General features: G+C 58.0%; 21 protein-coding genes. 5 read left to right on the top strand and 16 right to left on the bottom strand.

Annotated features, from left to right (window positions below):
• Window positions 1-17 precede the first annotated feature (17 nt).
• Window positions 18-2,279, bottom strand: coding sequence for a 5-methyltetrahydropteroyltriglutamate--homocysteine S-methyltransferase (gene metE, locus INF77_RS21845; RefSeq protein WP_193532862.1), 2,262 nt, complete (start codon window positions 2,277-2,279; stop codon window positions 18-20).
• Between the two features lie 115 nt (window positions 2,280-2,394).
• On the opposite strand from metE, the gene metR reads away from it, so the two are divergent.
• Window positions 2,395-3,348, top strand: a complete 954-nt coding sequence (metR, locus tag INF77_RS21840) for an HTH-type transcriptional regulator MetR (RefSeq protein WP_028014783.1) — start codon at window positions 2,395-2,397, stop codon at window positions 3,346-3,348.
• Here the strand turns inward: metR and INF77_RS21835 are convergent.
• The 3 genes from INF77_RS21835 to pldB form a co-directional block, all read right to left on the bottom strand.
• A complete protein-coding gene (locus tag INF77_RS21835; RefSeq protein WP_032644934.1) occupies window positions 3,236-4,135 on the bottom strand; it encodes a carboxylate/amino acid/amine transporter in 900 nt (299 codons plus the stop codon). The genes metR and INF77_RS21835 overlap by 113 nt on opposite strands.
• A gap of 82 nt (window positions 4,136-4,217) precedes the next feature.
• On the bottom strand, window positions 4,218-5,018 hold the full coding sequence (gene yigL / locus INF77_RS21830) for a sugar/pyridoxal phosphate phosphatase YigL (protein WP_028014784.1): 801 nt from the start codon (window positions 5,016-5,018) through the stop codon (window positions 4,218-4,220).
• Window positions 5,019-5,043: 25 nt separating this feature from the next.
• Complete coding sequence (gene pldB / locus INF77_RS21825) at window positions 5,044-6,036, bottom strand: lysophospholipase L2 (protein WP_041911835.1); 993 nt, start codon at window positions 6,034-6,036, stop codon at window positions 5,044-5,046.
• Between the two features lie 111 nt (window positions 6,037-6,147).
• Between pldB and rhtB the strand changes: the two genes are divergently transcribed.
• Entirely contained in the window at window positions 6,148-6,768 is a 621-nt protein-coding gene (gene rhtB, locus INF77_RS21820; protein WP_028014786.1) for a homoserine/homoserine lactone efflux protein, read from the top strand.
• Here rhtB and rhtC read toward each other — a convergent pair.
• The 3 genes from rhtC to pldA form a co-directional block, all read right to left on the bottom strand.
• The gene (rhtC, locus tag INF77_RS21815; RefSeq protein WP_010426287.1) at window positions 6,765-7,385 is read right to left on the bottom strand and encodes a threonine export protein RhtC; all 621 of its coding nucleotides are present in this window, start codon (window positions 7,383-7,385) and stop codon (window positions 6,765-6,767) included. The genes rhtB and rhtC overlap by 4 nt on opposite strands.
• A gap of 61 nt (window positions 7,386-7,446) precedes the next feature.
• Window positions 7,447-9,276 (bottom strand): ATP-dependent DNA helicase RecQ, encoded by a 1,830-nt coding sequence (gene recQ, locus INF77_RS21810; RefSeq protein ID WP_032644788.1) that lies wholly within the window; start codon window positions 9,274-9,276, stop codon window positions 7,447-7,449.
• 90 nt (window positions 9,277-9,366) lie between these two features.
• Window positions 9,367-10,236: a phospholipase A gene (gene pldA, locus INF77_RS21805; RefSeq protein ID WP_063944128.1), complete on the bottom strand. Its 870-nt coding sequence runs from the start codon at window positions 10,234-10,236 to the stop codon at window positions 9,367-9,369.
• Window positions 10,237-10,398: 162 nt separating this feature from the next.
• Between pldA and yigI the strand changes: the two genes are divergently transcribed.
• Both yigI and rarD read left to right on the top strand, forming a co-directional pair.
• Entirely contained in the window at window positions 10,399-10,866 is a 468-nt protein-coding gene (yigI, locus tag INF77_RS21800; protein ID WP_028014789.1) for an acyl-CoA thioesterase YigI, read from the top strand.
• 51 nt (window positions 10,867-10,917) lie between these two features.
• Complete coding sequence (rarD, locus tag INF77_RS21795; protein ID WP_048959726.1) at window positions 10,918-11,814, top strand: EamA family transporter RarD; 897 nt, start codon at window positions 10,918-10,920, stop codon at window positions 11,812-11,814.
• A 42-nt stretch (window positions 11,815-11,856) separates the two neighbouring features.
• Here the strand turns inward: rarD and corA are convergent, their stop codons facing one another.
• The 8 genes from corA to INF77_RS21760 all read right to left on the bottom strand — a co-directional run bounded on the left by corA (window position 11,857) and on the right by INF77_RS21760 (window position 18,788).
• Window positions 11,857-12,807, bottom strand: a complete 951-nt coding sequence (corA, locus tag INF77_RS21790) for a magnesium/cobalt transporter CorA (protein WP_008501540.1) — start codon at window positions 12,805-12,807, stop codon at window positions 11,857-11,859.
• 150 nt (window positions 12,808-12,957) lie between these two features.
• Entirely contained in the window at window positions 12,958-13,014 is a 57-nt protein-coding gene (gene ysgD, locus INF77_RS23365; protein WP_212743980.1) for a YsgD/CorL family protein, read from the bottom strand.
• A 149-nt stretch (window positions 13,015-13,163) separates the two neighbouring features.
• Window positions 13,164-15,326, bottom strand: coding sequence for a DNA helicase II (uvrD, locus tag INF77_RS21785; RefSeq protein ID WP_045631335.1), 2,163 nt, complete (start codon window positions 15,324-15,326; stop codon window positions 13,164-13,166).
• Between the two features lie 79 nt (window positions 15,327-15,405).
• Complete coding sequence (gene yigB, locus INF77_RS21780) at window positions 15,406-16,122, bottom strand: 5-amino-6-(5-phospho-D-ribitylamino)uracil phosphatase YigB (protein WP_028014792.1); 717 nt, start codon at window positions 16,120-16,122, stop codon at window positions 15,406-15,408.
• A complete protein-coding gene (gene xerC / locus INF77_RS21775) occupies window positions 16,122-17,024 on the bottom strand; it encodes a tyrosine recombinase XerC (RefSeq protein ID WP_032644794.1) in 903 nt (300 codons plus the stop codon). The genes yigB and xerC overlap by 1 nt, the downstream gene beginning before the upstream one ends.
• Window positions 17,021-17,728 (bottom strand): DUF484 domain-containing protein, encoded by a 708-nt coding sequence (locus tag INF77_RS21770; RefSeq protein WP_045260992.1) that lies wholly within the window; start codon window positions 17,726-17,728, stop codon window positions 17,021-17,023. The genes xerC and INF77_RS21770 overlap by 4 nt, the downstream gene beginning before the upstream one ends.
• Window positions 17,725-18,549 (bottom strand): diaminopimelate epimerase, encoded by an 825-nt coding sequence (dapF, locus tag INF77_RS21765; protein ID WP_041911831.1) that lies wholly within the window; start codon window positions 18,547-18,549, stop codon window positions 17,725-17,727. The genes INF77_RS21770 and dapF overlap by 4 nt, the downstream gene beginning before the upstream one ends.
• 35 nt (window positions 18,550-18,584) lie before the next feature.
• Window positions 18,585-18,788 (bottom strand): lipoprotein, encoded by a 204-nt coding sequence (locus tag INF77_RS21760; RefSeq protein ID WP_041911830.1) that lies wholly within the window; start codon window positions 18,786-18,788, stop codon window positions 18,585-18,587.
• Window positions 18,789-18,923: 135 nt separating this feature from the next.
• Here INF77_RS21760 and cyaY point away from each other — a divergent pair, with 135 nt between their 5' ends.
• Window positions 18,924-19,244 carry an iron donor protein CyaY gene (gene cyaY / locus INF77_RS21755; RefSeq protein WP_063155593.1) on the top strand — a complete coding sequence of 107 codons (321 nt, stop codon included), beginning with the start codon at window positions 18,924-18,926 and terminating at the stop codon, window positions 19,242-19,244.
• 43 nt (window positions 19,245-19,287) lie between these two features.
• On the opposite strand, the gene cyaA is transcribed toward cyaY, so the two are convergent.
• Window positions 19,288-21,831: a class I adenylate cyclase gene (cyaA, locus tag INF77_RS21750; RefSeq protein WP_048959723.1), complete on the bottom strand. Its 2,544-nt coding sequence runs from the start codon at window positions 21,829-21,831 to the stop codon at window positions 19,288-19,290.
• Between the last annotated feature and the right edge of the window lie 109 nt (window positions 21,832-21,940).

The following is a 21,940-nucleotide window of genomic DNA, read 5'->3' as shown; positions in this document are numbered from 1 at the left end:
ACCGGGCCTGCGTGTCATCAAGCCTGACGCAAATTCTGCGCCGCCTTCACCATGTTGGCGAGCGCCGCACGTGTCTCCGGCCAGCCGCGGGTTTTCAGGCCGCAGTCCGGGTTTACCCACAGGCGTTCTGCCGGGATACGCTGGGCAGCTTTCCTCAGCAGCGCTTCAATCCACTCCACGCTCGGCACGTTCGGGGAGTGAATGTCATATACGCCCGGCCCAATTTCATTCGGGTAGTCGAACTCTTCAAACGACTCCAGCAGCTCCATGTCTGAACGCGAGGTCTCGATGGTGATCACGTCTGCATCCAGCGCGGCAATCGAATCCATGATGTCATTAAATTCGCAGTAACACATATGGGTGTGGATCTGGGTGTCGTCCTTCGCCACTGCGGCGTTGATGCGGAACGCTTCCACGCCCCACTGCAGGTAAGCATCCCAGTCGCTGCGGCGCAGCGGCAAACCTTCGCGCAGCGCCGGTTCGTCAATCTGGATGATGCCAATCCCCGCCGCCTCCAAATCCGCCACTTCATCACGCAGCGCCAGGGCGATCTGTTTGGCGATGGTTTCACGGGTCACGTCTTCGCGCGGGAACGACCAGCAGAGAATGGTCACCGGGCCGGTCAGCATGCCTTTTACCGGCTTGTCGGTCAGGGACTGGGCGTACTTCGCCCACTCCACCGTGATCGGTTCCGGGCGGCTGACGTCCCCAATGACCACCGGCGGCTTCACGCAGCGGGAGCCGTAGCTCTGCACCCAGCCGTTCTGGGTAAAGACGAAGCCGTCCAGGTGTTCACCGAAGTATTCGACCATGTCGTTACGCTCGGCTTCGCCGTGCACCAGCACGTCCAGCCCGAGGCGTTCCTGCTCGATAATCGCCTGCTTGATGTGTTCCGCAATGCCGGTGCGGTAATGATTCGCGTCCAGATTGCCCTTTTTGAAGTCCAGACGCAGGCCGCGGATCTCGGTAGTTTGCGGGAATGAACCGATGGTCGTGGTCGGCCACGCGGGAAGATTGAAGCGGGCGCGCTGGGCTTCGGCACGTACCTCGTACGGGCTCTGACGCTGGCTGTCCCGGGCGGTGATGGCCGCCAGACGTTTTTCTACCGCCGGGTTGTGCACGCGAGCCGAGTGACGACGCGCCTGAATCGGTGCGCTCCAGTCGGTAATCGCCGCCGTGTCGCCGCTGTTGAGCGCGTCGCGCAGCAGTGCCAGCTCTTCACATTTTTGCAGGGCGAAGGCAAACCAGCTTTTCACTTCAGGGTCGAGACGGGTCTCCACGCTCAGATCGATCGGACTGTGCAGCAGCGAGCAGGATGAAGCCACCCACAGCTCGCGTTTACCGACGATGTCTTTAATTTGGGCGTATTTCTCGCTCAGATCGGCGCGCCAGACGTTACGGCCGTTGACCAGACCGGCGGAGAGCAACCACTCCTCAGGCAGGCGCTCGTGCAGCTCTGCGACATCGTCCTTACCGTGAACCAGGTCAACGTGCAGGCCCTGAACCGGCAGCGCGGTGATAGTGTCGAGGTTTGGCGTCACGCCCTCGAAATAGGTGGTCAGCAGCAGCTTCACCTGGCCGGTGAGCGCGTCATACGCCGGTTTGAAGGCGTCGAGCCACTCCTGCGGCAGCTCCAGCACCAGCGCGGGTTCGTCGATTTGCACCCACTGAATGCCGCGCTTGCCCAGCTCAATCAGCACCTGCTTATATACCGGCAGAATATCGTTCAGCAGGCTGAGGCGGTCAAATTGTTCGCCCTTCTCTTTACCCAGCCACAGGTAGGTTACCGGCCCCAGCAATACGGGCTTCACCTGGTGGCCCAGCGCCAGCGCTTCATCCACTTCGTCCAGAAGCTGCGTCCAGGTCAGCGTAAACTGCTGACCTTTGACGAACTCCGGCACCATATAGTGATAGTTGGTGTTAAACCACTTGGTCATTTCCGCCGCTGCCGCTGGCTCACCCGTTGGCGCGCGGCCACGGCCGATGCGGAACAGGGTGTCGATATCCACCGATCCATCTTTGTTCTGATGACGAGCCGGCACGTTGCCCAGCAGCAGGCTGGTCGTCAGAACATGGTCGTACCAGGCGAAATCGCCCACCGGCAGCAGGTCAATACCCGCCTGTTTTTGCTGATCCCAGTGACGGGCGCGCAGCTCCCGCCCCACCGCCAGGAGTTCTTCACGGGTGGCGTTGCCCGCCCAGTAGCTTTCTTGCGCTTTTTTCAGCTCGCGACGCAGGCCAACGCGAGGAAAACCGAGAGTGTGAGTGCGGATTGTCATGGTATGCCCCTTGTGAAATTTGTTATTTAGACGTCCAGATGTTTACACATCTATAATTGGCAGGTACTGTATATTCCTCAAGCGCAAAATGTTCATGGCGGAGTGAAGGACTTTCATGATCGAGATTAAACACCTGAAAACGCTACAAGCGTTGCGGAACTGCGGTTCGCTCGCGGCGGCGGCGGCCACGCTGCACCAGACCCAGTCCGCCCTTTCTCACCAGTTCAGCGATCTGGAACAACGCCTCGGATTTCGTCTTTTTGTGCGTAAGAGCCAGCCTTTGCGCTTTACGCCGCAGGGTGAAATTCTTCTTCAACTGGCGAATCAGGTACTGCCGCAGATCGCCAGCGCGCTGCAGGCGTGTAACGAGCCGCAGCAGACCAAACTGCGGATCGCCATTGAGTGCCACAGCTGTATTCAGTGGCTGACCCCCGCGCTTGAGAACTTTCGCCAGAAGTGGCCGCAGGTGGAGATGGACTTTAAATCCGGCGTGACGTTCGACCCGCAGCCCTCGCTCCAGCAGGGCGAGCTGGATCTGGTGATGACGTCCGACATCCTACCGCGGAGCGGCCTGCACTATTCGCCGATGTTCGATTTTGAGGTGCGTCTGGTGCTGGCGCCGGACCATCCGCTGGCGGCCAAAACGCGCATTACGCCGGAAGATCTGGCGACAGAAACGCTGCTGATTTACCCGGTTCAGCGCAGTCGCCTGGATATCTGGCGTCATTTCCTGCAGCCGGCAGGCATCAGCCCTCAACTGAAAAGCGTGGATAACACCCTGCTGCTGATCCAAATGGTGGCGGCCAGCATGGGTATCGCGGCGCTGCCGCACTGGGTGGTGGAGAGCTTTGAACGCCAGGGTCTGGTGGTCACCAAAACCCTGGGGGAAGGACTGTGGAGCCGGTTGTACGCCGCCGTGCGCGATGGCGAGCAGCGTCAGCCGGTTACGGAGGCGTTTATTCGCTCAGCGCGGAACCACGCGTGCGACCATCTTCCGTTTGTGCGGAGCGCGGAGCGACCCAGCGGCGATGGACCCACAGTGAAGCCAGGATCACCGCCCCCCCAATAAGGAAGCTCGGCCAGTGCGGCTGTTCCTGCCAGATGGCAAGGTTCACCAGCAGCCCCGCCGGGACGTGCACGTTGTTCATGATCCCCAGCGTACCGGCGTCTACCTGCGTAGCGCCGTAGTTCCACATAAAGTACCCCAGCCCCGACGCCACCACGCCCAGCCAGACCAGAACGCTCCACTGCACGGTGGTGGTCGGCAGCTTTTGCGGGTTGCCGAGCATAAACCACGCCGCCACCGCGACGATCGCCGCGCCCATATAGAACCACGCAAACGCGTTGTGCTGCGGCATCGGGCGGGTTTCCATCAGGCGCTTGTATCCCACCATACCAATGGCAAAGCTGATGTTGGCAAGCTGGACGAACATCAGCCCTGTCCAGAAGTGATCGCTCACTTTATCGTAGCGAATGATCGCCGCGCCAATAACCGCCAGCGCGGCGCTCAGCAGATATCCCCAGCGCAGACGGCGCCTGCTGAGTAGGTCGTAGATCAGGGTGATATAGAGCGGCGTCAGCACGGTAAAAAGCAGGAATTCGGAGACGGACAGGTAGACGTAAGCCCGGAAGCTGAACAGATACATGATGCCAAGCTGCATCGCCCCCACCAGCATGTACAGCAGAATGGTTTTCAGCGATTGCCCGCGCGTGCGCAGGAACGGCAGGAACACCAGCGCCGCCAGCCCGACGCGCATCAGCACCGAGAAGTAACTGTCGACCGAACCGGCAAGGTATTCGCCAATCAGGCTAAAGGAGAAGGCCCACAGGATAGTGGTGATAATGAGTAGCGCCACAATGCTTGTCTCTCAGAAAGAAGGACAGGCATTGTAGCGAACTCTTTAGTTGACAACTGAACAATAAACAACCGAATGAAGATTATTCAAGGAACAGTTTGCGCAGGTATTTCGGTACCGCGTTGTCTGCGTTGGTGCCGATGACTTCCAGCTCCGGATGCAGGTCCTTCAGGCGCTGGTGCGCGTTTTCCATGATGCAGCCTTTGCCCGCCATAGAGAGCATCTCGGCATCGTTCATGCCGTCGCCAAAGGCGATACAGTCTTTAAGCGCGAAGCCCAGACGCTTCGCAACCGCTTCGAGCGCGTGACCTTTAGAAACGCCGCCCGCCATCACTTCCAGACAGGTCAGGGTGGAGAAGCTCACGTTGACGCGATCGCCCCAGCGGGCGTTGATCGCCTGCTCAAGCGGCAGCAGCTCTTCGTGGCTGTCGCAGGTGAAGAACACCTTGCTGATCCCCTCTGGATCCAGCAGGCCCGGCTCATACAGGGAGTAGTTGAATACCGCTTCCTTGAAGAAACGCATTTCATCCGGGCGGTGGCGGTTCATGAACCATTCGTCGTCGCGGTATACGTTGGTGACGATAGCCGGGTTGTTATGCACCACGCCGAAGAGATCGGCGGCAATATCGCGATCCAGGTTATGGGTGAAGATCAGGTTGCCGTCGGTATCATGCACGCGCGCACCGTTGGAGGTGATCATGTACGACTTGATCTCCAGATTATCGCGGATCTGCCCCACGTCCACGTGGTGGCGGCCGGTAGCGAACACAAAGTTCACGCCACGGGCGGTCAGAAGCTTTAAGGTCTCTTTCGCATAAGGCGACAGGGTGTGGTCGGGGGAAAGCAGCGTGCCATCTAAATCAGATGCAACAACCTGGTACATAGGAAAATTTAACCTCAATAGAAAATCAGTTATGCCGGTCGAAAAACTCGACGATGGCGTTAAGCGCGACTGAGCGCATAGCGTCCTTTTCAAAAAGGATCTCATGGTACGCGCCGTTGATGACCAGCGGTTTACCCCCTTCACAAGGGTGACCGGCGGCAGCGCGCAGTTCACAATAGCGGTCATGCATGCGGTTATCCACCACACGCTCTTCTTCCGCCTGAATCAGAAGCGTCGGCGTGTCATCATCACCTACGCCTGCCAACACCTGCTCACCGGCCAGAATACCCTCACGCACCCAGTGCCAGGTCGGGCCGCCGACGCGCAAGCGCGGTTCATCGGCATAAAAGCGCAGGTTGCGGCGATAGCGCTGCCGACTGTGAGTTAAGACGTTGATGGCGAACGGCAATGCGCGCCAGCGTCCGGTTCCGATGGCATAGCCTTCACGAATGCGCTGATGGCCCTCAGCCCAGTCGAGAAGATGGCGCACCATCCAGTCGGGAAAACGAATGACAATACCGTACATCGGCGCGGTGAGCGCAATGGCGTCGCACTGGTGCTCATACCGCTGCAAAAACAGCGTCGAAATGGCGCCGCCCATGGAGTGCGCAAGGATGTACCGCTTGCGCCAGGGGCCGGGCTGAACTTCCTGCTGCCAGAACGCGGCAAAATCGTCGACGTAATCGCTGAAGTGATCCACGTGCCCGCGGTGCGTATCCGGCAGCATGCGCCCGGACAGCCCCTGCCCACGGTGGTCGATGATCAGCACGTCAAACCCCATGTTGACCAGGTCGTAGGCCAGTTCGGCATATTTAACATAGCTTTCGATACGCCCGGGGCAGACCACGATCACCCGGTCATTTTTTTCATTGCGGAAGCGAACGAAGCGCACCGGGATGCCACCGACGCCCGTAAACTCGTCTTCCTCACGCTGCCGCCAGAAATCGGTCAGCGGCCCCATTGAGAAAGCAGCAAACGCGTTTTCTCGTGTTTCCCAGTCCTTTTTCTGCTGAAACATTGGGTTTCCACTCACGTAATCCAGGGAATATCGTTTTTTTTCGTCACTGGTCACAAAATGACTCAACAATAGCGTATTGTGGCATAAAAATAGACGGTTCGGGAGCTTCAAATGACCTTCGAGTGGTGGTTCGCCTACCTGCTGACATCAATCATCCTTAGCCTTTCACCCGGCTCTGGCGCCATTAACACTATGACCACTTCCATCAACCACGGCTATCGCGGTGCGGCGGCGTCCATTGCCGGTTTACAGACCGGGCTCGGCATTCATATTGTGCTGGTGGGGATTGGTCTGGGGACGCTGTTCTCTCGTTCGGTGCTGGCGTTTGAAGTGCTGAAATGGGCCGGTGCGGCGTATCTGATTTGGCTCGGTATCCAGCAGTGGCGCGCGGCAGGCTCGATTGACCTGAATACGCTCTCCAGGACGCAAACGCGCGGCCATCTGTTTAAGCGCGCGGTGTTCGTGAACCTGACGAACCCGAAAAGCATCGTGTTCCTCGCCGCCCTGTTCCCACAGTTTATCGTGCCACATCAGCCCCAGGTGATGCAGTATGTGGTGCTGGGCGCGACAACCATCATCGTCGATATCATCGTCATGATTGGTTACGCGACGCTGGCGCAGCGGATAGCGGCGTGGATCAAAGGGCCTAAGCAGATGAAGGCCCTGAATAAAGTCTTTGGTTCGCTGTTTATGCTGGTTGGCGCGCTGCTTGCGTCAGCGCGTCATGCTTAGCGAGAAATGATGAGATGAATGCCGAAGCCGGCGAACAGCGCGCCGGCAAAGCCGTCGATCCACTTCGCGATGCGCTGATAGCCGCGGCGCATCGCCGGTAAGGCGAACAGGCTGGCAACAATAGTGAACCAGGCGAACGTCTCAACAACGATCAGCAGGAAGATCCCCCAGCGCGCGCCTGCGCCGACGCTGTCACCCACAAACAGCGAGAACACGGATCCGAAATAGATAATCGCTTTCGGGTTTGCCAGGTTAGTCAGGAGCCCTTTTACAAAGCTGCGGCCGCCCGTTGCCAGCTCTACCTTTGGCTCTTCCGGTTTTTTCTCTTCTTTCTTCAGCGCCCCGCGCAGCATCTGGTAGCCCATCCAGCACAGGTACAGCCCGCCGCCAACCATAATGATGTTATGCAGCCACGCCATCTTCGCCAGGATCAGGTTCAGACCGAGCAGCGCGACCGCCGCCCAGACCATAACGCCCATGGTAATACCGAGCACGCCCATCATCGCTTCTTTGCGGGAGCGGCTGACGGCAGTTTGCGACACGAAGAAAAAGTCTGGGCCAGGGCTCATCAGCGCAACGATGTGCACTAACGCCACGGTGAGAAATAGCATTAACATAATTAGCTCGCGGGGAAATAATTCAGTGAGTCATCATCCTGGCACTTTTTCGCCCGTCTGACTACTCCTCATCATCACCATCGGCGTGAGAGCGGATAAGCGCCATAAACTCTTTACCGAAGCGCTCCAGCTTGCGCGTCCCCACGCCGTTAACGCTGAGCATTTCGCTGGCGCTGAGCGGCATCTGCTCGGCCATCTCAATCAGCGTCGCGTCGTTGAACACCACGTATGGCGGGATGTTCTCTTCGTCAGCGATAGCTTTACGCAGCTTGCGAAGCTTGGCAAACAGCTTGCGGTCATAGTTACCGCCGTAGGATTTCTGCATCACGCGCGGCTTGAGGGCGACCACGCGCGGCACGGCGAGCTTGAGCTCAACGTCACCGCGCAGCACCGGACGCGCCGCTTCGGTCAGCTGTAGCGCGGAGTGCTGGGCAATGTTCTGAGTGGCAAAGCCGAGGTGGATCAGCTGACGAATAATGCTGACCCAGTGCTCGTGGCTCTGGTCTTTACCGATGCCGTAAACCGGCAGCTTGTCGTGCCCCATGTCGCGGATACGCTGGTTATTGGCACCGCGCAGTACTTCCACCACGTAGCCCATCCCGAAGCGTTGATTCACGCGGTAAATGGTCGAGAGCGCTTTGCGCGCGTCCATCAGGCCATCGTACTGCTTTGGCGGATCCAGGCAGATATCGCAGTTGCCGCACGGCTCCTGTCGCCCCTCACCAAAGTAGTTGAGCAGCACCAGACGGCGGCAGGTTTGCGCTTCAGCGAAGGCACCCATCGCGTTGAGCTTGTGGCGCTCAATGTCCTGGAGTTGTCCCTGCGGCTTCTCTTCCAGACAGCGGCGCAGCCACGCCATATCGGCCGGATCGTAAAACAGCATCGCTTCCGCAGGCAGGCCGTCACGGCCGGCACGGCCGGTCTCCTGATAGTAGGATTCGATATTGCGCGGAATGTCGAAATGCACCACAAAGCGCACGTTGGGCTTGTTGATGCCCATCCCGAACGCCACCGTCGCGACGACGATTTGCAGGTCGTCGCGCTGGAATTTCTCCTGCACGTCGGCGCGGATGTGGTTCTCCAGCCCGGCGTGATAGGCCGCGGCGCTAAAGCCGCGATTTTGCAGACGCGCGGCGGTGTCTTCCACCTTCGCACGGCTGTTGCAGTAGATGATACCGGACTTGCCGCGCTGCTCCTGAACGTAGCGCAGGAGCTGGTCCAGCGGCTTGAATTTTTCCATCAGCATGTAGCGGATGTTCGGGCGGTCGAAGCTGCTGACCTGAATATACGGGTCGTTCAGCCCCAGCAGGCGAACAATGTCCAGACGCGTGGTGTCGTCCGCCGTGGCGGTAAGCGCCATAAACGGCAGTTCAGGGAAGCGCTGACGCAGCTGGCCGAGGGCGGCATATTCCGGGCGGAAATCGTGTCCCCACTGGGAGATACAGTGCGCTTCATCCACCGCCAGCAGAACCGGATTCCAGTGCGCCAGGTGGTCGAGGAAGTTATCCAGCATCAGGCGTTCCGGCGCGATATACAGCAGGCGGATCTGCCCGGTGCGGCACCCGGCCATCACCTCTTGCTGCTGCTCGCGGGTTTGCGTCGAGTTCAGGCAGGCCGCCGCCACGCCGTTGGCGAGCAACTGGTCAACCTGGTCTTTCATCAGGGAAATGAGCGGGGATACCACGACCGTAAGGCCGTTAAGCACCAGCGCGGGCACCTGATAACAGAGGGATTTACCGCCGCCGGTCGGCATCACCACCAGGCAGTCTCGGCCTTCCAGCACCGTTTCAATGATGGTTTCCTGGCCAGGGCGGAACTGCTGGTAGCCAAAGGTTTCATGCAAAACCTGTTTAGCCAGCGACTCCTGATTCAATACTTCCGCCTGCGCCACGTTAACCCCATTTGCGAAAAATAAAACAGGCGCTATTTTCAGCGCCTGAGAGAGAAACTTCAACGTTTAACGCAAAAACATTCGAGCAGCTTAGAGAATATCGTTCAGCATTACGCCCACGCCAACGCGAGTCTGATTGAAGTTGTAGTCGATCAGCGACTCGCCGTAGCCGCTATACACCTGGGTATAGAGACGCACGTGCTTCGTCACCGGGTAGCTCAGACCGAGCTCCGCACCGCCGTAGCCGGTGTTCCAGTTGTACTGCCCCTTCGCGCTCAGCACGGCATCACCAAGCTGGTAGCCAACTTTGAGCTGGTAGTAGCCCATATATTTGGTGATATCCGGGTTGTCATCGGTGCTACCGACCACATACCACGGCTTCACTTCCACCATCCAGTTACCGTTCTGCGCCATCAGGCGCGTATAGGCGCGGTTCCAGCTACGGGAGGTTGGATCGGAACGTCCGTTAGAATCATGGTTAAAGCCCACTTCGACGTCGCGCAGCGTCCAGCCAGCAAATTCATAATCCGTTGCGAAGCCGAGGAAAAGCTGCGGCTCATAGTTGGTTTCACGGAACGGTGAAGATTCCCCGCTGTTGGAGAGCTGCCACCAGGATTTCTGCGTATAAGACGCGCCGAGCACCGAGTTTGGCCCCAGAATACCGCGCCAGAACGGGAACGCGAGGCTAAGCTGGAACTTCACCTCATCCTTACGCGCATTATCAGACCAGTTATAGGAGCTTATCGCTTCTTTGTTGAGATCGCTGGTTTGGGTATAAATCACGTAGTTCGTGTCATACGGGTAGAGCGTGAACGGATTGTCATGCTCCTGCAGCATATTGGCGATAATGCTGCCCTTAACGGCAGGTTTATCATGGACTTCTTTAATCGTCGCTTCCTGCGCATATGCTGTGAGGGGCAGCGCAACCGCCGCCAGTAACCAGGCCAGATACGTCCGCATCGGTGGTGTTCTCCTGCAAAGAGTAAAATTACCTGAATAGTTATGAGGCGAACATTCTACAGACTTCTGCGATAACTGCTGCATCCTCGTTTCTGAAAGTGGAATTCCTTATTGCTGAAGCATAAAATCAACATTTCATTAACAATAAGGATGTAATGTCTCATGTCAGCCATGCTTACCGCCGAAGAAGTGTTAAAACTCGTGGGCGAGATTTTTGTTTACCATATGCCGTTTAACCGTGCGCTGGGTCTTGAGCTGGAGCGTTATGAGAAAGAGTTTGCCCAGCTGAGTTTCAACAACCAGCCGATGATGGTGGGTAACTGGGCGCAAAGTATTCTGCACGGCGGGGTGATTGCCTCCGCGCTGGACGTGGCGGCAGGCCTGGTCTGCGTGGGCAGTACGCTGACGCGCCATGACACCATCAACGAAGATGAACTCCGCCAGCGTCTGGCGCGCATGGGCACCATTGATTTACGCGTCGACTATCTTCGCCCGGGGCGCGGAAACCGCTTTACCTGCACCAGCAGCCTGCTGCGTGCCGGGAACAAAGTTGCCGTTGCCCGCGTTGAGCTGCATAACGAGGAGCAGGTTTATATCGCCAGCGCAACCGCCACTTATATGGTGGGTTGAGGCGGCAAATTCGGGTAAAATTGATTCACTTTTTTGTAACGGATTTTCCCGATGGATGCTAAACAGACGCGGCAGGGCGTTTTACTCGCCCTTGCCGCTTATTTTATTTGGGGTATCGCCCCGGCGTACTTCAAATTTATCGCCTATGTTCCGGCCGACGAGATCCTCACTCACCGCGTCATCTGGTCGTTCTTCTTCATGATCGCGCTAATGAGCATCAGCCGTCAGTGGTCCGGCGTTAAAACGCTGCTGCAAACCCCTAAAAAGGTCTTCCTGCTGGCGCTTTCTGCGGTGCTGATTGGCGGCAACTGGCTGCTGTTTATCTGGGCGGTGAATAACCACCACATGCTCGAAGCGAGCCTGGGGTACTTCATTAACCCGCTGGTGAATATCGTGCTGGGGATGATTTTCCTCGGCGAACGCTTCCGCCGGATGCAGTGGGTGGCGGTGATTCTGGCCTTCTGCGGCGTGCTGGTGCAGCTGTGGACGTTTGGCTCGCTGCCGGTTATCGCCCTCGGTCTGGCGTTCAGCTTTGCTTTTTACGGCCTGGTACGTAAGAAAATCGCGGTGGAAGCGCAAACCGGGATGCTGTTTGAAACCCTGTGGCTGCTGCCGGTGGCGGCGATCTATCTGTTCGGTATCGCCGACAGCGCCACCAGCCATATGGGCAGCAACCCGTGGTCGCTGAACCTGATGCTGATGGCGGCGGGCGTAGTGACCACCATTCCGCTGCTGTGCTTCACCGGTGCGGCAACGCGCCTGCGCCTCTCCACGCTGGGCTTCTTCCAGTACATTGGCCCGACGCTGATGTTCCTGCTGGCGGTGGTGTTTTACGGCGAAGTGCCGGGTGCGGATAAGATGGTGACCTTTGCCTTTATCTGGGTGGCGCTGGCGATTTTCGTCGCCGATGCGATTTATACCCAGCGCAGAACCCGCAGAGGAATGTAGGTGTTTTGTAGGGCGGGTAAGCGCAGCGCCACCCGCCAGATTTTACAGCCAGTTCCGACGCTTAAAGTACAGATACGGTGCCAGCCCGGCGAGGATCATAAAGATAATCGCCCCCGGGTAGCCAAAGCTCCACTTCAGCTCCGGCATAAACTCGAAGTTCATCCCGTAGCTGGACGCCACCAGCGTCGGCGGCAGGAACACCACGGACACTACCGAGAAGATCTTGATGATGCGGTTCTGCTCGATGTTGATAAAGCCCATTGCCGCCTGCATCAGGAAGTTCACCTTCTGGAACAGAGATTCGTTGTGCGGCAGCAGGGATTCGATATCGCGTAAGATCTCACGCGCCTGCTCCAGCTGACCGCCCGGCAGACGCGCCTTGCGCACCAGGAAGTTCAGCGCGCGCTGGGTATCCATCAGACACAAACGCACCTTCCAGCCGATATCTTCCAGCTCTGCCAGCGTCGAAAGCGCTTCGTCGTACTCATCCCCCTGATGGCCTTCCATGATCACGCGGCTCAGCTTTTCCAGATCGCTGTAGATGTTTTCAATTTCATCCGCCAGCTGTTCAATTTTAGTCTCGAACAGATCGAGCAGCAGCTCGTAAGCGTTGCCGTCCACCATCGCCTGGCTGCGGGCGCGCATGCGGTAGAGACGGAATGCCGGCAGTTCGCGTTCACGCAGAGTAAACAGACGACCGTCGCGAATGGTAAACGCCACGGTGGAGTTGCCCGCGTGATCTTCCGCATCTTCAAAGAAGAAGAAGGAGTGAATGTGCAGGCCGTCTTCATCTTCAAAGAAACGCGCGGAGGCTTCGATGTCTTCCAGTTCCGGGCGGGTTGCCAGGCTTTGCCCCAGCTCAGATTGTACGCGAAGGCGTTCATCGTCGTCCGGCTCGACCAGATCCACCCATACGGCATCAATGAGGGGCTGTGACTCTTCGGCTTCAAGCCGAGTCAGTCGGTTATTTTCGAGTTGAAATGCGCTCAACATGACCGGGACTCCCAATGCAAAAAATATCGGACAGTTCGGTGGGCACACAGAAACAAATTGGGTTTCAGACCATTAAACAGCCTGACTCAGCGCGACGGGAATAATGCAGTCGCTGACAACCACTAAGGCCATCAGCAAGAGGAGATAGCCTTAGGAGTTGTTCCTGGATGACAGGGAATTGAGCCAGTATCTACTGGGTGTGTCCAAGGCGAATGTCCTCTTAGCGTAATCGTGCGCGCATGTTACGCCAGCTATAACTGTGGCGTCAACACGCAACGGAACGCTGAAGGGCATTAATTGACCTTCACTGTATAAGGCTAGCAGATTATTACAAAATAATGATATTTTTCTGAATGTTAGACTGTTTCCAGCTTCGCGTAGGCCGCCACCAGCCATTTGATCCCCTGCCCCTGGAACGCGACCTGCAGGCGGCTGTGCTCGCCACTGCCTTCCAGATTCACAATAGTACCTTCGCCAAACTTAGAATGGCGCACGCGCTGGCCCAGCTTGTAGCCGGTGTCGGTTTCAGAGATCGGCGAGCCCATGCGCGGATGGCTAACCGGACGGCTGATGCTCGCCCGCAGACGCACCTCTTCCACGCACTCTTCCGGCAGTTCACCGATAAAGCGCGACGGACGGTGATAGACCTCTTTACCGTACAGGCGGCGGGTTTCAGCGTAGGTTAGCGTCAGCTTCTGCATCGCTCGCGTCACGCCCACGTAGGCCAGACGACGTTCTTCTTCCAGACGCCCGCCTTCATCCAGCGACATCTGGCTTGGGAACATGCCCTCTTCCATGCCGACGATAAACACCTGCGGGAACTCCAGACCTTTGGCGGAGTGCAGGGTCATCAGTTGAACCGCGTCCTGCCAGGTGTCCGCCTGCCCTTCACCCGCTTCCAGCGCGGCGTGAGAGAGGAATGCCTGCAGCGGCATCAGGTCTTCGTCTTCTTCGTTGTAGCTGAACTGGCGCGTTGCCGTGACCAGTTCCTCTAAGTTCTCTATACGGGTCTGCCCCTTTTCGCCTTTTTCCTGCTCGTACATGGTACGCAGCCCGGAGTCTTTAATCACCCGGTCGGTCTGCACGTGCAGCGGCATGTCGGCGGTTTCCTGCGCCAGGGCATCAATTAATTCCAGAAAGCGCTGGAGCGCGCTGGCGGCGCGTCCGGCGAGGGCTTTTTCCTGCAGCAGCTCGCGGCACGCCTGCCACAACGTCAGCTGGCGATCGCGCGAGGCCTGACGCACCACGTCCAGCGTACGGTCGCCAATCCCGCGGGTCGGCGTGTTCACCACGCGCTCAAACGCCGCGTCGTCGTTGCGGTTGGCGATCAGGCGCAGATACGAAAGCGCATCTTTGATCTCCTGACGTTCGAAGAATCGCATGCCGCCGTAAATGCGGTACGGCATGCTCACCTGCAGCAGCGCCTCTTCCAGCACGCGCGACTGGGCGTTGCTGCGGTAGAGAATGGCGCACTGCTCCAGCGCGCCGCCGTTGTCCTGCCAGGTTTTGATGCGGTTCACCACGAAGCGCGCTTCGTCGAGCTCGTTGAAGGCGCAGTAAATCGAGATCGGTTCGCCGTCGACGCCGTCGGTCCACAGCTTTTTGCCCAGACGCCCGTTGTTGTTCTCAATCAGGGCGTTGGCCGCGCTCAGGATGTTGCTGGTTGAGCGATAGTTCTGCTCCAGACGGATGGTTTCCGCGCCGGGAAAATCGTTGAGGAAGCGCTGGATGTTCTCCACCTGCGCGCCGCGCCAGCCGTAGATCGACTGGTCGTCATCGCCCACGATCATCACCTTGCCGGTATCTCCGGCCAGCAGGCGGATCCACGCGTACTGGATGTTGTTGGTATCCTGGAATTCGTCCACCAGGATGTTGGTGAAGCGTTCGCGGTAGTGCTGCAGGATATGCGGTTTGTTGAGCCACAGCTCGTGGGCGCGCAGCAGCAGCTCGGCGAAATCCACCAGGCCGGCGCGGTCGCACGCTTCCTGATAGGCCTTATAGACGTTCTGCCAGGTCTGCTCGACCGGATTACCGAAGCTCTGAATGTGGTGCGGACGCAGCCCTTCATCTTTCTGACCGTTGATGTACCACATCGCCTGACGCGGTGGCCACTGCTTCTCGTCGAGGTTCATCGCCTTGATCAGGCGCTTCAGCAGGCGGAGCTGATCTTCGCTGTCGAGGATCTGGAAATCCTGCGGCAGGTTAGCGTCCATATGGTGCGCGCGCAGCAGACGGTGCGCCAGGCCGTGGAAGGTGCCAACCCACATGCCGCCCTGGCTGGTGCCCATCAGCTGGGCGATACGGTGACGCATCTCCGCCGCCGCCTTGTTGGTAAACGTCACGGCCATAATCGAGTACGGTGAGCAGTTTTCCACGCTCTGCAGCCAGGCGATACGGTGAACCAGCACGCGTGTCTTACCACTCCCCGCCCCAGCCAGAACCAGCAGGTTGGTGCGCGAGGCGGCAACCGCGTCACGCTGTTTGTCATTAAGGCTGTCGAGCAGGTAAGAAACGTCCATTGGCACCATCACGTCATGTCGGGCAGGTAAATGTTTCCACTCGCCAAAACCCTGTTAATTTATACAGAACAATTGATGATTATATCAGCGTCGTGAGGGATGCCAACCGCGAAATTTCCACGTGCGGCAGAAGACGGCTGTCTGTTGCGGTCATCAGCTCCGCATTTTCTGGCTTGATCCAGCAGGCCTGCATGCCACAGCGGATGGCACCGGCCACGTCTGTGGTCAGGTCATCGCCCACGTGCAGGATCTCACCCAGCGGCAGGTTAAGCTTCTCCGCTGCCAGATGGTACATGTCGCTGAACGGCTTCGCGCGCCCGTGCGGACCCGCGCGCAGCACGAATTCAAAATAATCGCTGAGGCCAAACAGCTCCGGCTGGGCATTGCCGTTGGTGATGGCCACCAGCGGCCACTTTTCGGCAAGCTTCGCCAGCGTGTCGTGGGTTTCCTGTGGCACGTCGATGCGGCTGCGCCATTTGGCGAAGTTTTCCATTGCCGCTTCGGCACCGACGGCGGCATCCTGTGCGCTCAGACCCGCGTTCAGCATCGCCTGCTCAACCGCGCGACGACGCCATTCGGTCACGTCGTGGTAAATGTCCGGCTCGGTCTCCCGCAGGGACTGACGCAGCTTCTGGAAGTCCTTGTTCTGCATCGCCTTCAGCGCGGGATGGTAGTTCTGCACAAACGCCAGCGACTCCTGCTCGGTACGCAGGATCACCTCGCGGTTGTCATAAAGGGTGTCATCAAGGTCAAACGTCAGGGCTGAGATCTGACCGAGTGGGCGGTAAAAACGCATTATTTCCCCCGTTTGGCGCGTGGATGCGCCGCGTCATACACCGAGGCAAGGTGTTGGAAGTCTAAGTGGGTATAGATTTGAGTGGTCGACAGATTCGCGTGGCCAAGCAGTTCCTGTACGCCGCGCAGATCGCCGCTCGATTCCAGCATGTGTGTCGCAAAGGAGTGGCGCAGCTTGTGGGGATGCACGTGGCTGTTCAGCCCCTGCTTGATGCCCCACTCCGCAAAGCGCTTCTGCACGTTACGCGCGGAGATCCGCTTGCCGAGCTTTGATAAAAACAGCGCATCCTCTTCCGCGCCAAACAGGCCGCGCAGATCCAGCCAGTGCTCAATCCAGGAGACGGCGTTGCGGCCAATCGGCAGGCGGCGCTCTTTGCTGCCCTTGCCCATCACCCACACTTCGCCGGATTCCAGATCGAGATGCTTTAAGTCGAGGTTCACCAGTTCGGAGAGACGCAGGCCCGCGCCGTACATCACCTCCAGCATCGCGCGGTCGCGCACGGCCAGCGGATCGTTCAGATCGATATCCAGCAGGCGGTTTACGTCGTCGACGTCAATATTTTTCGGCAGATGGCGCGGGGCTTTCGGCGTGGCGATCCCTTTTGCCGGGTTGGCTTTCAGGCCGCCCTGGCTGACCAGCCAGTCGAAAAAGCTGCGCAGGGCAGAGAGCCGGAGCGCAAGGCTCGCCGGGCTAAGATTTTTTTTACGGCTACGCACGACGAACCCGCGTACCGTGGCGGCGTCACATTGTTGCCAGCTTTTCAGGCCGATTTCTTCGGCAATCTGCATGATGGCATCAAGCTGACGCTGATAGTTAAGCAGCGTAATGGGGCTGAGCTGACGCTCAACGCCCAGATAGCGCAGAAACCGCGAGACGTCAGTGGCGAGCAGTCCGTCCGTCATACGCGTTCAATCCAGCGCTCCAGCAGCTCGGGCAGCATCAGGGCGATCTCCTGCAGCAGGTGCGTGGCTTGCCCCTGCTCATAGTGGTGCGCGTCGCGGCTGGTAAATAATATTACCCCCAGGTCGCCATCGCGCCCCATCAGCGACATCGCTACCGAGCCAATCGCTTTGGCTTCCGGCAGCACTACCAGCAGCTCAGGTCCGTTCAGCGGCCCCAGATAGTGATGCTCATGGCCCAGGCGCTGAATGCGCAGCGGCTCAAACGCCTGACGGCTGAGCGCCAGATGGGTGAACCCCGACGGTGCGCCAATGCGCCAGCGATCAGGGAACAGACGAATCGTTGCGCCCGCCAGCCCCAGTTCGCGCGCCCAGCGGTGGAAGCGGCTGAGAAACTCTTCAAGGCTGTGCGCCGAGGCCAGACGCGCCTGCAGGTGCAGAAGGCGATAGAACAGGCTTTCGTTGGTGCTGGCCTGCTCCATCAGCAGCGTCATGTTCTCTTCAAGCTGGTTGATGTGGTTACGCGCGCGCGCCATGTGCCATTCGACCAGCGACACGGTCCCGCGAACCGGATGCGGCACGCGCATTCGTTCGACGACGCGTGCATTGCGAATAAAAAACTCAGGATTGTTCAGCAGATAATCAACAACAGCGCTATCGTCCAGTTCCGTCACTGTTTCCTGCAGTTCTTCCCCTGGTTGTTTCATAGATGGATAAACCCGTCATAAACATGTGTCGCCGGGCCAGTCATGTACAGTGGATGACCCGCTCCTTTCCAGGCGATATCAAGACGCCCGCCCGGTAATTCCACGCGAACCTCTTCTGCCAGTAACCCCTGGGAGATACCGACGGCCACCGCCGCACAGGCGCCGCTTCCGCAGGCCTGGGTTTCGCCCGCGCCGCGCTCGTAAACCCGCAGACGGATGTGTTCACGCTTCACCACCTGCATAAAGCCGATGTTCGCCCGCTCCGGGAACCGCTCGTGGCTCTCCAGCACCGGACCGAGCGTTTCGACCGCCGCGGTTTCCACGTCATCCACCTGAATCACGCAGTGCGGGTTACCCATCGAGACAACGCCGCACAATACTGTCTGCTCGGCCGCCCGCATAATATAGGTCTTTTCCGCTTTGTTTGCGCGAAACGGCACGGCGGAAGGCTCGAAGTTAGGCTCACCCATATTGACGCGCACCAGCTCATCGTCGGTAACGCTGAGCACCATACGACCGTTGGCGGTACTGACGCGGATATCGCGCTTATTGGTGAGCCCTTTCAGGCGGACAAAGCGGGCGAAACAGCGCGCGCCATTGCCGCACTGGTTAACCTCACTGCCGTCAGCGTTGAAAATACGGTAGTGGAAATCGAGGTCAGGATCGTAGGGCGGCTCAACCACCAGCAGCTGATCGAACCCCACGCCCACGTGCCGATCCGCCAGGCGGCGGATCAGTTCCGGGGAGAAAAACACATTCTGCGTTACCGCGTCGACGACCATAAAATCGTTGCCAAGGCCATGCATTTTAGAGAACTGCATCATTTGCTCCATTGCGCGGGTACAGAACGTTGTCGTCAGAGGTTAACCTGAGTCGGACCGCCGTTATCGCCACGATCGTTAGTCTTTGGCGTGGAAGACTCGATGCCGCTGTTAACCGGTTTTGTCGGCGGCGGCGCGGTTTTATCCGCAGGCGGGAAGTACAGTGGTCCCTTCAGTCCGCAGCCGGTCAGGCTAAACAGCGTGATGAGAACGGCAAGCGTTCGGAAAGCGTTTTTCATTATAAAGTTGCCCGTAAGTTCAAATCTGTTTCTATCATCGCAGGAGAAGACACAAAAGCAAGAGTTTGCCGCTTTCCTGCAACGGGAATTATTTAGCGTTATACTGCCGCCATCACGAAAAACAGGAACAAAACCATGAACGACAGTGAATTCCATCGCCTTGCCGACACCCTGTGGATGACCATCGAAGAACGTATCGACGACTGGGACGGCGACAGCGATATCGATTGTGAAATCAACGGTGGCATTCTGACCCTGAGCTTCGAAAACGGCAGCAAAATTATTATTAACCGTCAGGAGCCGCTTCACCAGGTGTGGCTGGCGGCCAAACAGGGCGGCTATCACTTTGATTTGAAGGGTGACGAGTGGGTTTGCGATCGCAGCGGCGAAACGTTCTGGGATCTGCTGGAACAGGCGGCGACCGCGCAGGCGGGCGAGGACGTGCGTTTCAGGTAGTTTTGTTGCCCGGTGGCGGCTGCGCCTTACCGGGCGAAAAGCCTCAGGAAAAATACTGCTGCAACAGCGGTGCAGTATCCTGATTAGCAGGCGCCGCAGGGGTAATCGCCTGCGTACGGAACGGGATCACCTGCGCTCGGCCATCCACATTCACAATCTGGTAGAACTGCGGCAGATTGAAGTTGATAAAGCTGGAACCGTAGGTGAAACGGTCATGCGAGGAAGAGTAGAAGCGGCTGACGTCGCGCACCAGCTCCTCTTTGCTGCCTTCACAGTGGTGATACACCTCGGCGCGGTTGGTCTCATCCAGAATGTAGATGTTGAACCCGGCATCGTCGCCCGACTCTTCAAAGAAGAACTGAATAATCCCTTCACTGGCAAAGCCATCCACCACCTGCGGCAGCTTGACGTGGTTGGTTTCCACTTGAACCGACAGGCCGTGCAGCTTGTTGTGTGAAATCGCGCCGTAGAACTCGATAGCGTTTTCCAGCTTCTGCACCGACACGTTCAGACGCTCGAAGAACAGGCCCCACGTCTGCCCGGAGACGCGCAGCGCTTTAAAGCGCCCGGTTTCCTGACGGGTGCTGGAGAGGCGCAGTTCGATGCATTCAGAGACCAGCTGCTGCACGCGGGTACGAATCAACCCACGCAGATGCTGGCTGTAGCAGAACACTTCCACGCTGTCCGGCGGCGCGGCGTCCTGGTGCATCTTGCCGAGAATGGTTTTCAGCGCTTCAATCATCGCCTGCTCGCCGTTGAAGTGCAGGGTACGCACTTCGTTCCACGAGTTGCGGTACAGCAGGTCTACGCTGCCCACCAGGCAGTTTTGCTGCTCGCCAAAGCTGAAGACGTCCAGCTTGCGGAAGTCAAAATGGACCACCTGATTGCGGAAGGCCGCCGTCGGGTCGTATTCCAGGTTGACGATGATCGCCAGATGGCGAATCTCACACGGGCTGTAGAGCGCTTTTGGCGTCGGCGCAGGCAGACGCAGCGGGAAGTGGTGCGACACATCCGCCACCATCTCCTGCAGCTTGGCTAAATCGACAACCTCATTGCCTTTGATAAACAGGCGCGTGCGCGAGGTCAGCAGGCCGTTAAACCAGGCCCACGCCACCAGCTTGTTCAGATAGCGGTTATATTCCAGCGGCTGATGGCTGATAATCGAATCCATGCTTGGCGCACGGTTGTACAGATACCACCCGGTGCGGTTTGCGCGGCCCGGCGGCACATAGATAAAGGTCAGGTTTGGTTCAGACAGGTCAGGCGAAATCTGCGGGTTAACCAGGGTCACTTTGCCCGGCAGCGCTTCAAACGCGGCGTACAGCTTACGGGTTAACACCCCGATATCCTGCGGGCTGGCGGAAACGCTAAGGTTATTGCGGCGCGCAAAGCGGATCAGGTTACGGTAGCTTTGCATCATCGCGTCGAGCAGTTCGTTGTGCGCTTCACGCACCTGATCGATCTTCCAGTTGGCGCGGTTATCAAGCATGGACAGACGCGCTTCGTCCCATCCCCACTCTTTCACTAGCTGACTGACCACTTCACGACGCCAGCCCACGCAGGCGCGCTCGCGGCTCAGCTTTTCACAGACCTTGAGATAGAAACATCGACGCACCAGGTCAAGACGCGTGGCGTCATCAATGGCTTTCAGGTATTCGGTAACGCGCTCCAGCATCATGCAGTAGGCGTCGAGCCCGTAGGAGACAATCTCGCCATCGTGCAGGCGCTGCTTGATATCTTTCGCCAGCAGGCGCGGCGTAGGGTATTCCCACGAGTAGGCTTCCAGCAGCAGGGTTTTCAGCACCGCTTTGTACGGTGAATCAATGCTCTTGTAGAGCTGCCAGAGGCTTGCGCCAAAGTACTCTTCGGCGGACAGGGAGCTGAGGCCGCCCAGATCCAGCCATTCGTTTGGCGTCAGTACGCCCTGCGCGTAAAGCGACATGACGTAGTCGTCGTAATGCTCTTCTTCTTCGCACGGGACCATATTCCACAGAATACGCTTCCCGGCCAGGCGAACGGCAGTACGGTAAAATTCATCCAGCAACAGGATGTGCTGAGTCGAGCCGCAGTCCTCACCACCCAGACTGCCGCTTTCATTATGGCGGAAACGGTTTTCATCAATCAGGAAGAAGCTCACTTCCACGCCAAGCGAGGCCGCCCAGCTTTCCAGCAGGCTGCATTTACGCTGCAGCAGCTGGCGCTCTTCGTTATCGAGCCAGGATTGATGGCAGACCCAGATATCCAGGTCCGAAGAACAGCTCTGCCCTACCGATGAGGTGCTCCCCATCGAGTAAACGCCGGTAATCGGCAGTTCACCTTTCGGAGAAACCTGAGGCGGCATGCCGCGGTAGAGTTCCAGCTCGTTCAAATAATGCTGTTGGGTTTCATCAGGCGTGAAGAGGCAAATGCCCTGGGGAACGTTACCATCAAGGTAGCCAGGCATCAGCGGGTGGTGATAGTGCAATAATGTCGGCAGCAGACTGTATACCTGCTGGAAAGCAGGGCCCATGGCAGCAAGCGCGCGATCCACACGCAGTTGATTTATGGCATCCAGTCTCTGTTTCAGAGTCTCAATATAGAGGTACAAGACGTATCGCCTGATGTTTCCGGGTGTCGTAAGCTATTGAAAACACGAATAACAGCGAGCCCGCAGTATTTCAAAAAGATAACCGTTAACCTTTTTTCGCCCTTGTCAT

This window comes from Enterobacter cloacae complex sp. P1B, from assembly GCF_014982345.1.
Taxonomy (GTDB): domain Bacteria; phylum Pseudomonadota; class Gammaproteobacteria; order Enterobacterales; family Enterobacteriaceae; genus Enterobacter; species Enterobacter bugandensis.
Note: the sequence above shows the minus strand (reverse complement) of the source record. Positions and strands in the feature narration are given on the sequence as shown.

What these genes read in the sequence shown, in the direction of transcription:
- corA (WP_008501540.1), bottom strand. Translation starts at nt 12,807, where the DNA reads ATGTTGAGCGCATTTCAACTCGAAAATAACCGACTGACTCGGCTTGAA.
- pldB (WP_041911835.1), bottom strand. Translation starts at nt 6,036, where the DNA reads ATGTTTCAGCAGAAAAAGGACTGGGAAACACGAGAAAACGCGTTTGCT.
- yigI (WP_028014789.1), top strand. Translation starts at nt 10,399, where the DNA reads ATGTCAGCCATGCTTACCGCCGAAGAAGTGTTAAAACTCGTGGGCGAG.
- metR (WP_028014783.1), top strand. Translation starts at nt 2,395, where the DNA reads ATGATCGAGATTAAACACCTGAAAACGCTACAAGCGTTGCGGAACTGC.
- dapF (WP_041911831.1), bottom strand. Translation starts at nt 18,549, where the DNA reads ATGCAGTTCTCTAAAATGCATGGCCTTGGCAACGATTTTATGGTCGTC.
- rhtC (WP_010426287.1), bottom strand. Translation starts at nt 7,385, where the DNA reads ATGTTAATGCTATTTCTCACCGTGGCGTTAGTGCACATCGTTGCGCTG.
- rhtB (WP_028014786.1), top strand. Translation starts at nt 6,148, where the DNA reads ATGACCTTCGAGTGGTGGTTCGCCTACCTGCTGACATCAATCATCCTT.
- INF77_RS21760 (WP_041911830.1), bottom strand. Translation starts at nt 18,788, where the DNA reads ATGAAAAACGCTTTCCGAACGCTTGCCGTTCTCATCACGCTGTTTAGC.
- xerC (WP_032644794.1), bottom strand. Translation starts at nt 17,024, where the DNA reads ATGACGGACGGACTGCTCGCCACTGACGTCTCGCGGTTTCTGCGCTAT.
- uvrD (WP_045631335.1), bottom strand. Translation starts at nt 15,326, where the DNA reads ATGGACGTTTCTTACCTGCTCGACAGCCTTAATGACAAACAGCGTGAC.
- pldA (WP_063944128.1), bottom strand. Translation starts at nt 10,236, where the DNA reads ATGCGGACGTATCTGGCCTGGTTACTGGCGGCGGTTGCGCTGCCCCTC.
- INF77_RS21770 (WP_045260992.1), bottom strand. Translation starts at nt 17,728, where the DNA reads ATGAAACAACCAGGGGAAGAACTGCAGGAAACAGTGACGGAACTGGAC.
- cyaY (WP_063155593.1), top strand. Translation starts at nt 18,924, where the DNA reads ATGAACGACAGTGAATTCCATCGCCTTGCCGACACCCTGTGGATGACC.
- yigB (WP_028014792.1), bottom strand. Translation starts at nt 16,122, where the DNA reads ATGCGTTTTTACCGCCCACTCGGTCAGATCTCAGCCCTGACGTTTGAC.
- yigL (WP_028014784.1), bottom strand. Translation starts at nt 5,018, where the DNA reads ATGTACCAGGTTGTTGCATCTGATTTAGATGGCACGCTGCTTTCCCCC.
- metE (WP_193532862.1), bottom strand. Translation starts at nt 2,279, where the DNA reads ATGACAATCCGCACTCACACTCTCGGTTTTCCTCGCGTTGGCCTGCGT.
- rarD (WP_048959726.1), top strand. Translation starts at nt 10,918, where the DNA reads ATGGATGCTAAACAGACGCGGCAGGGCGTTTTACTCGCCCTTGCCGCT.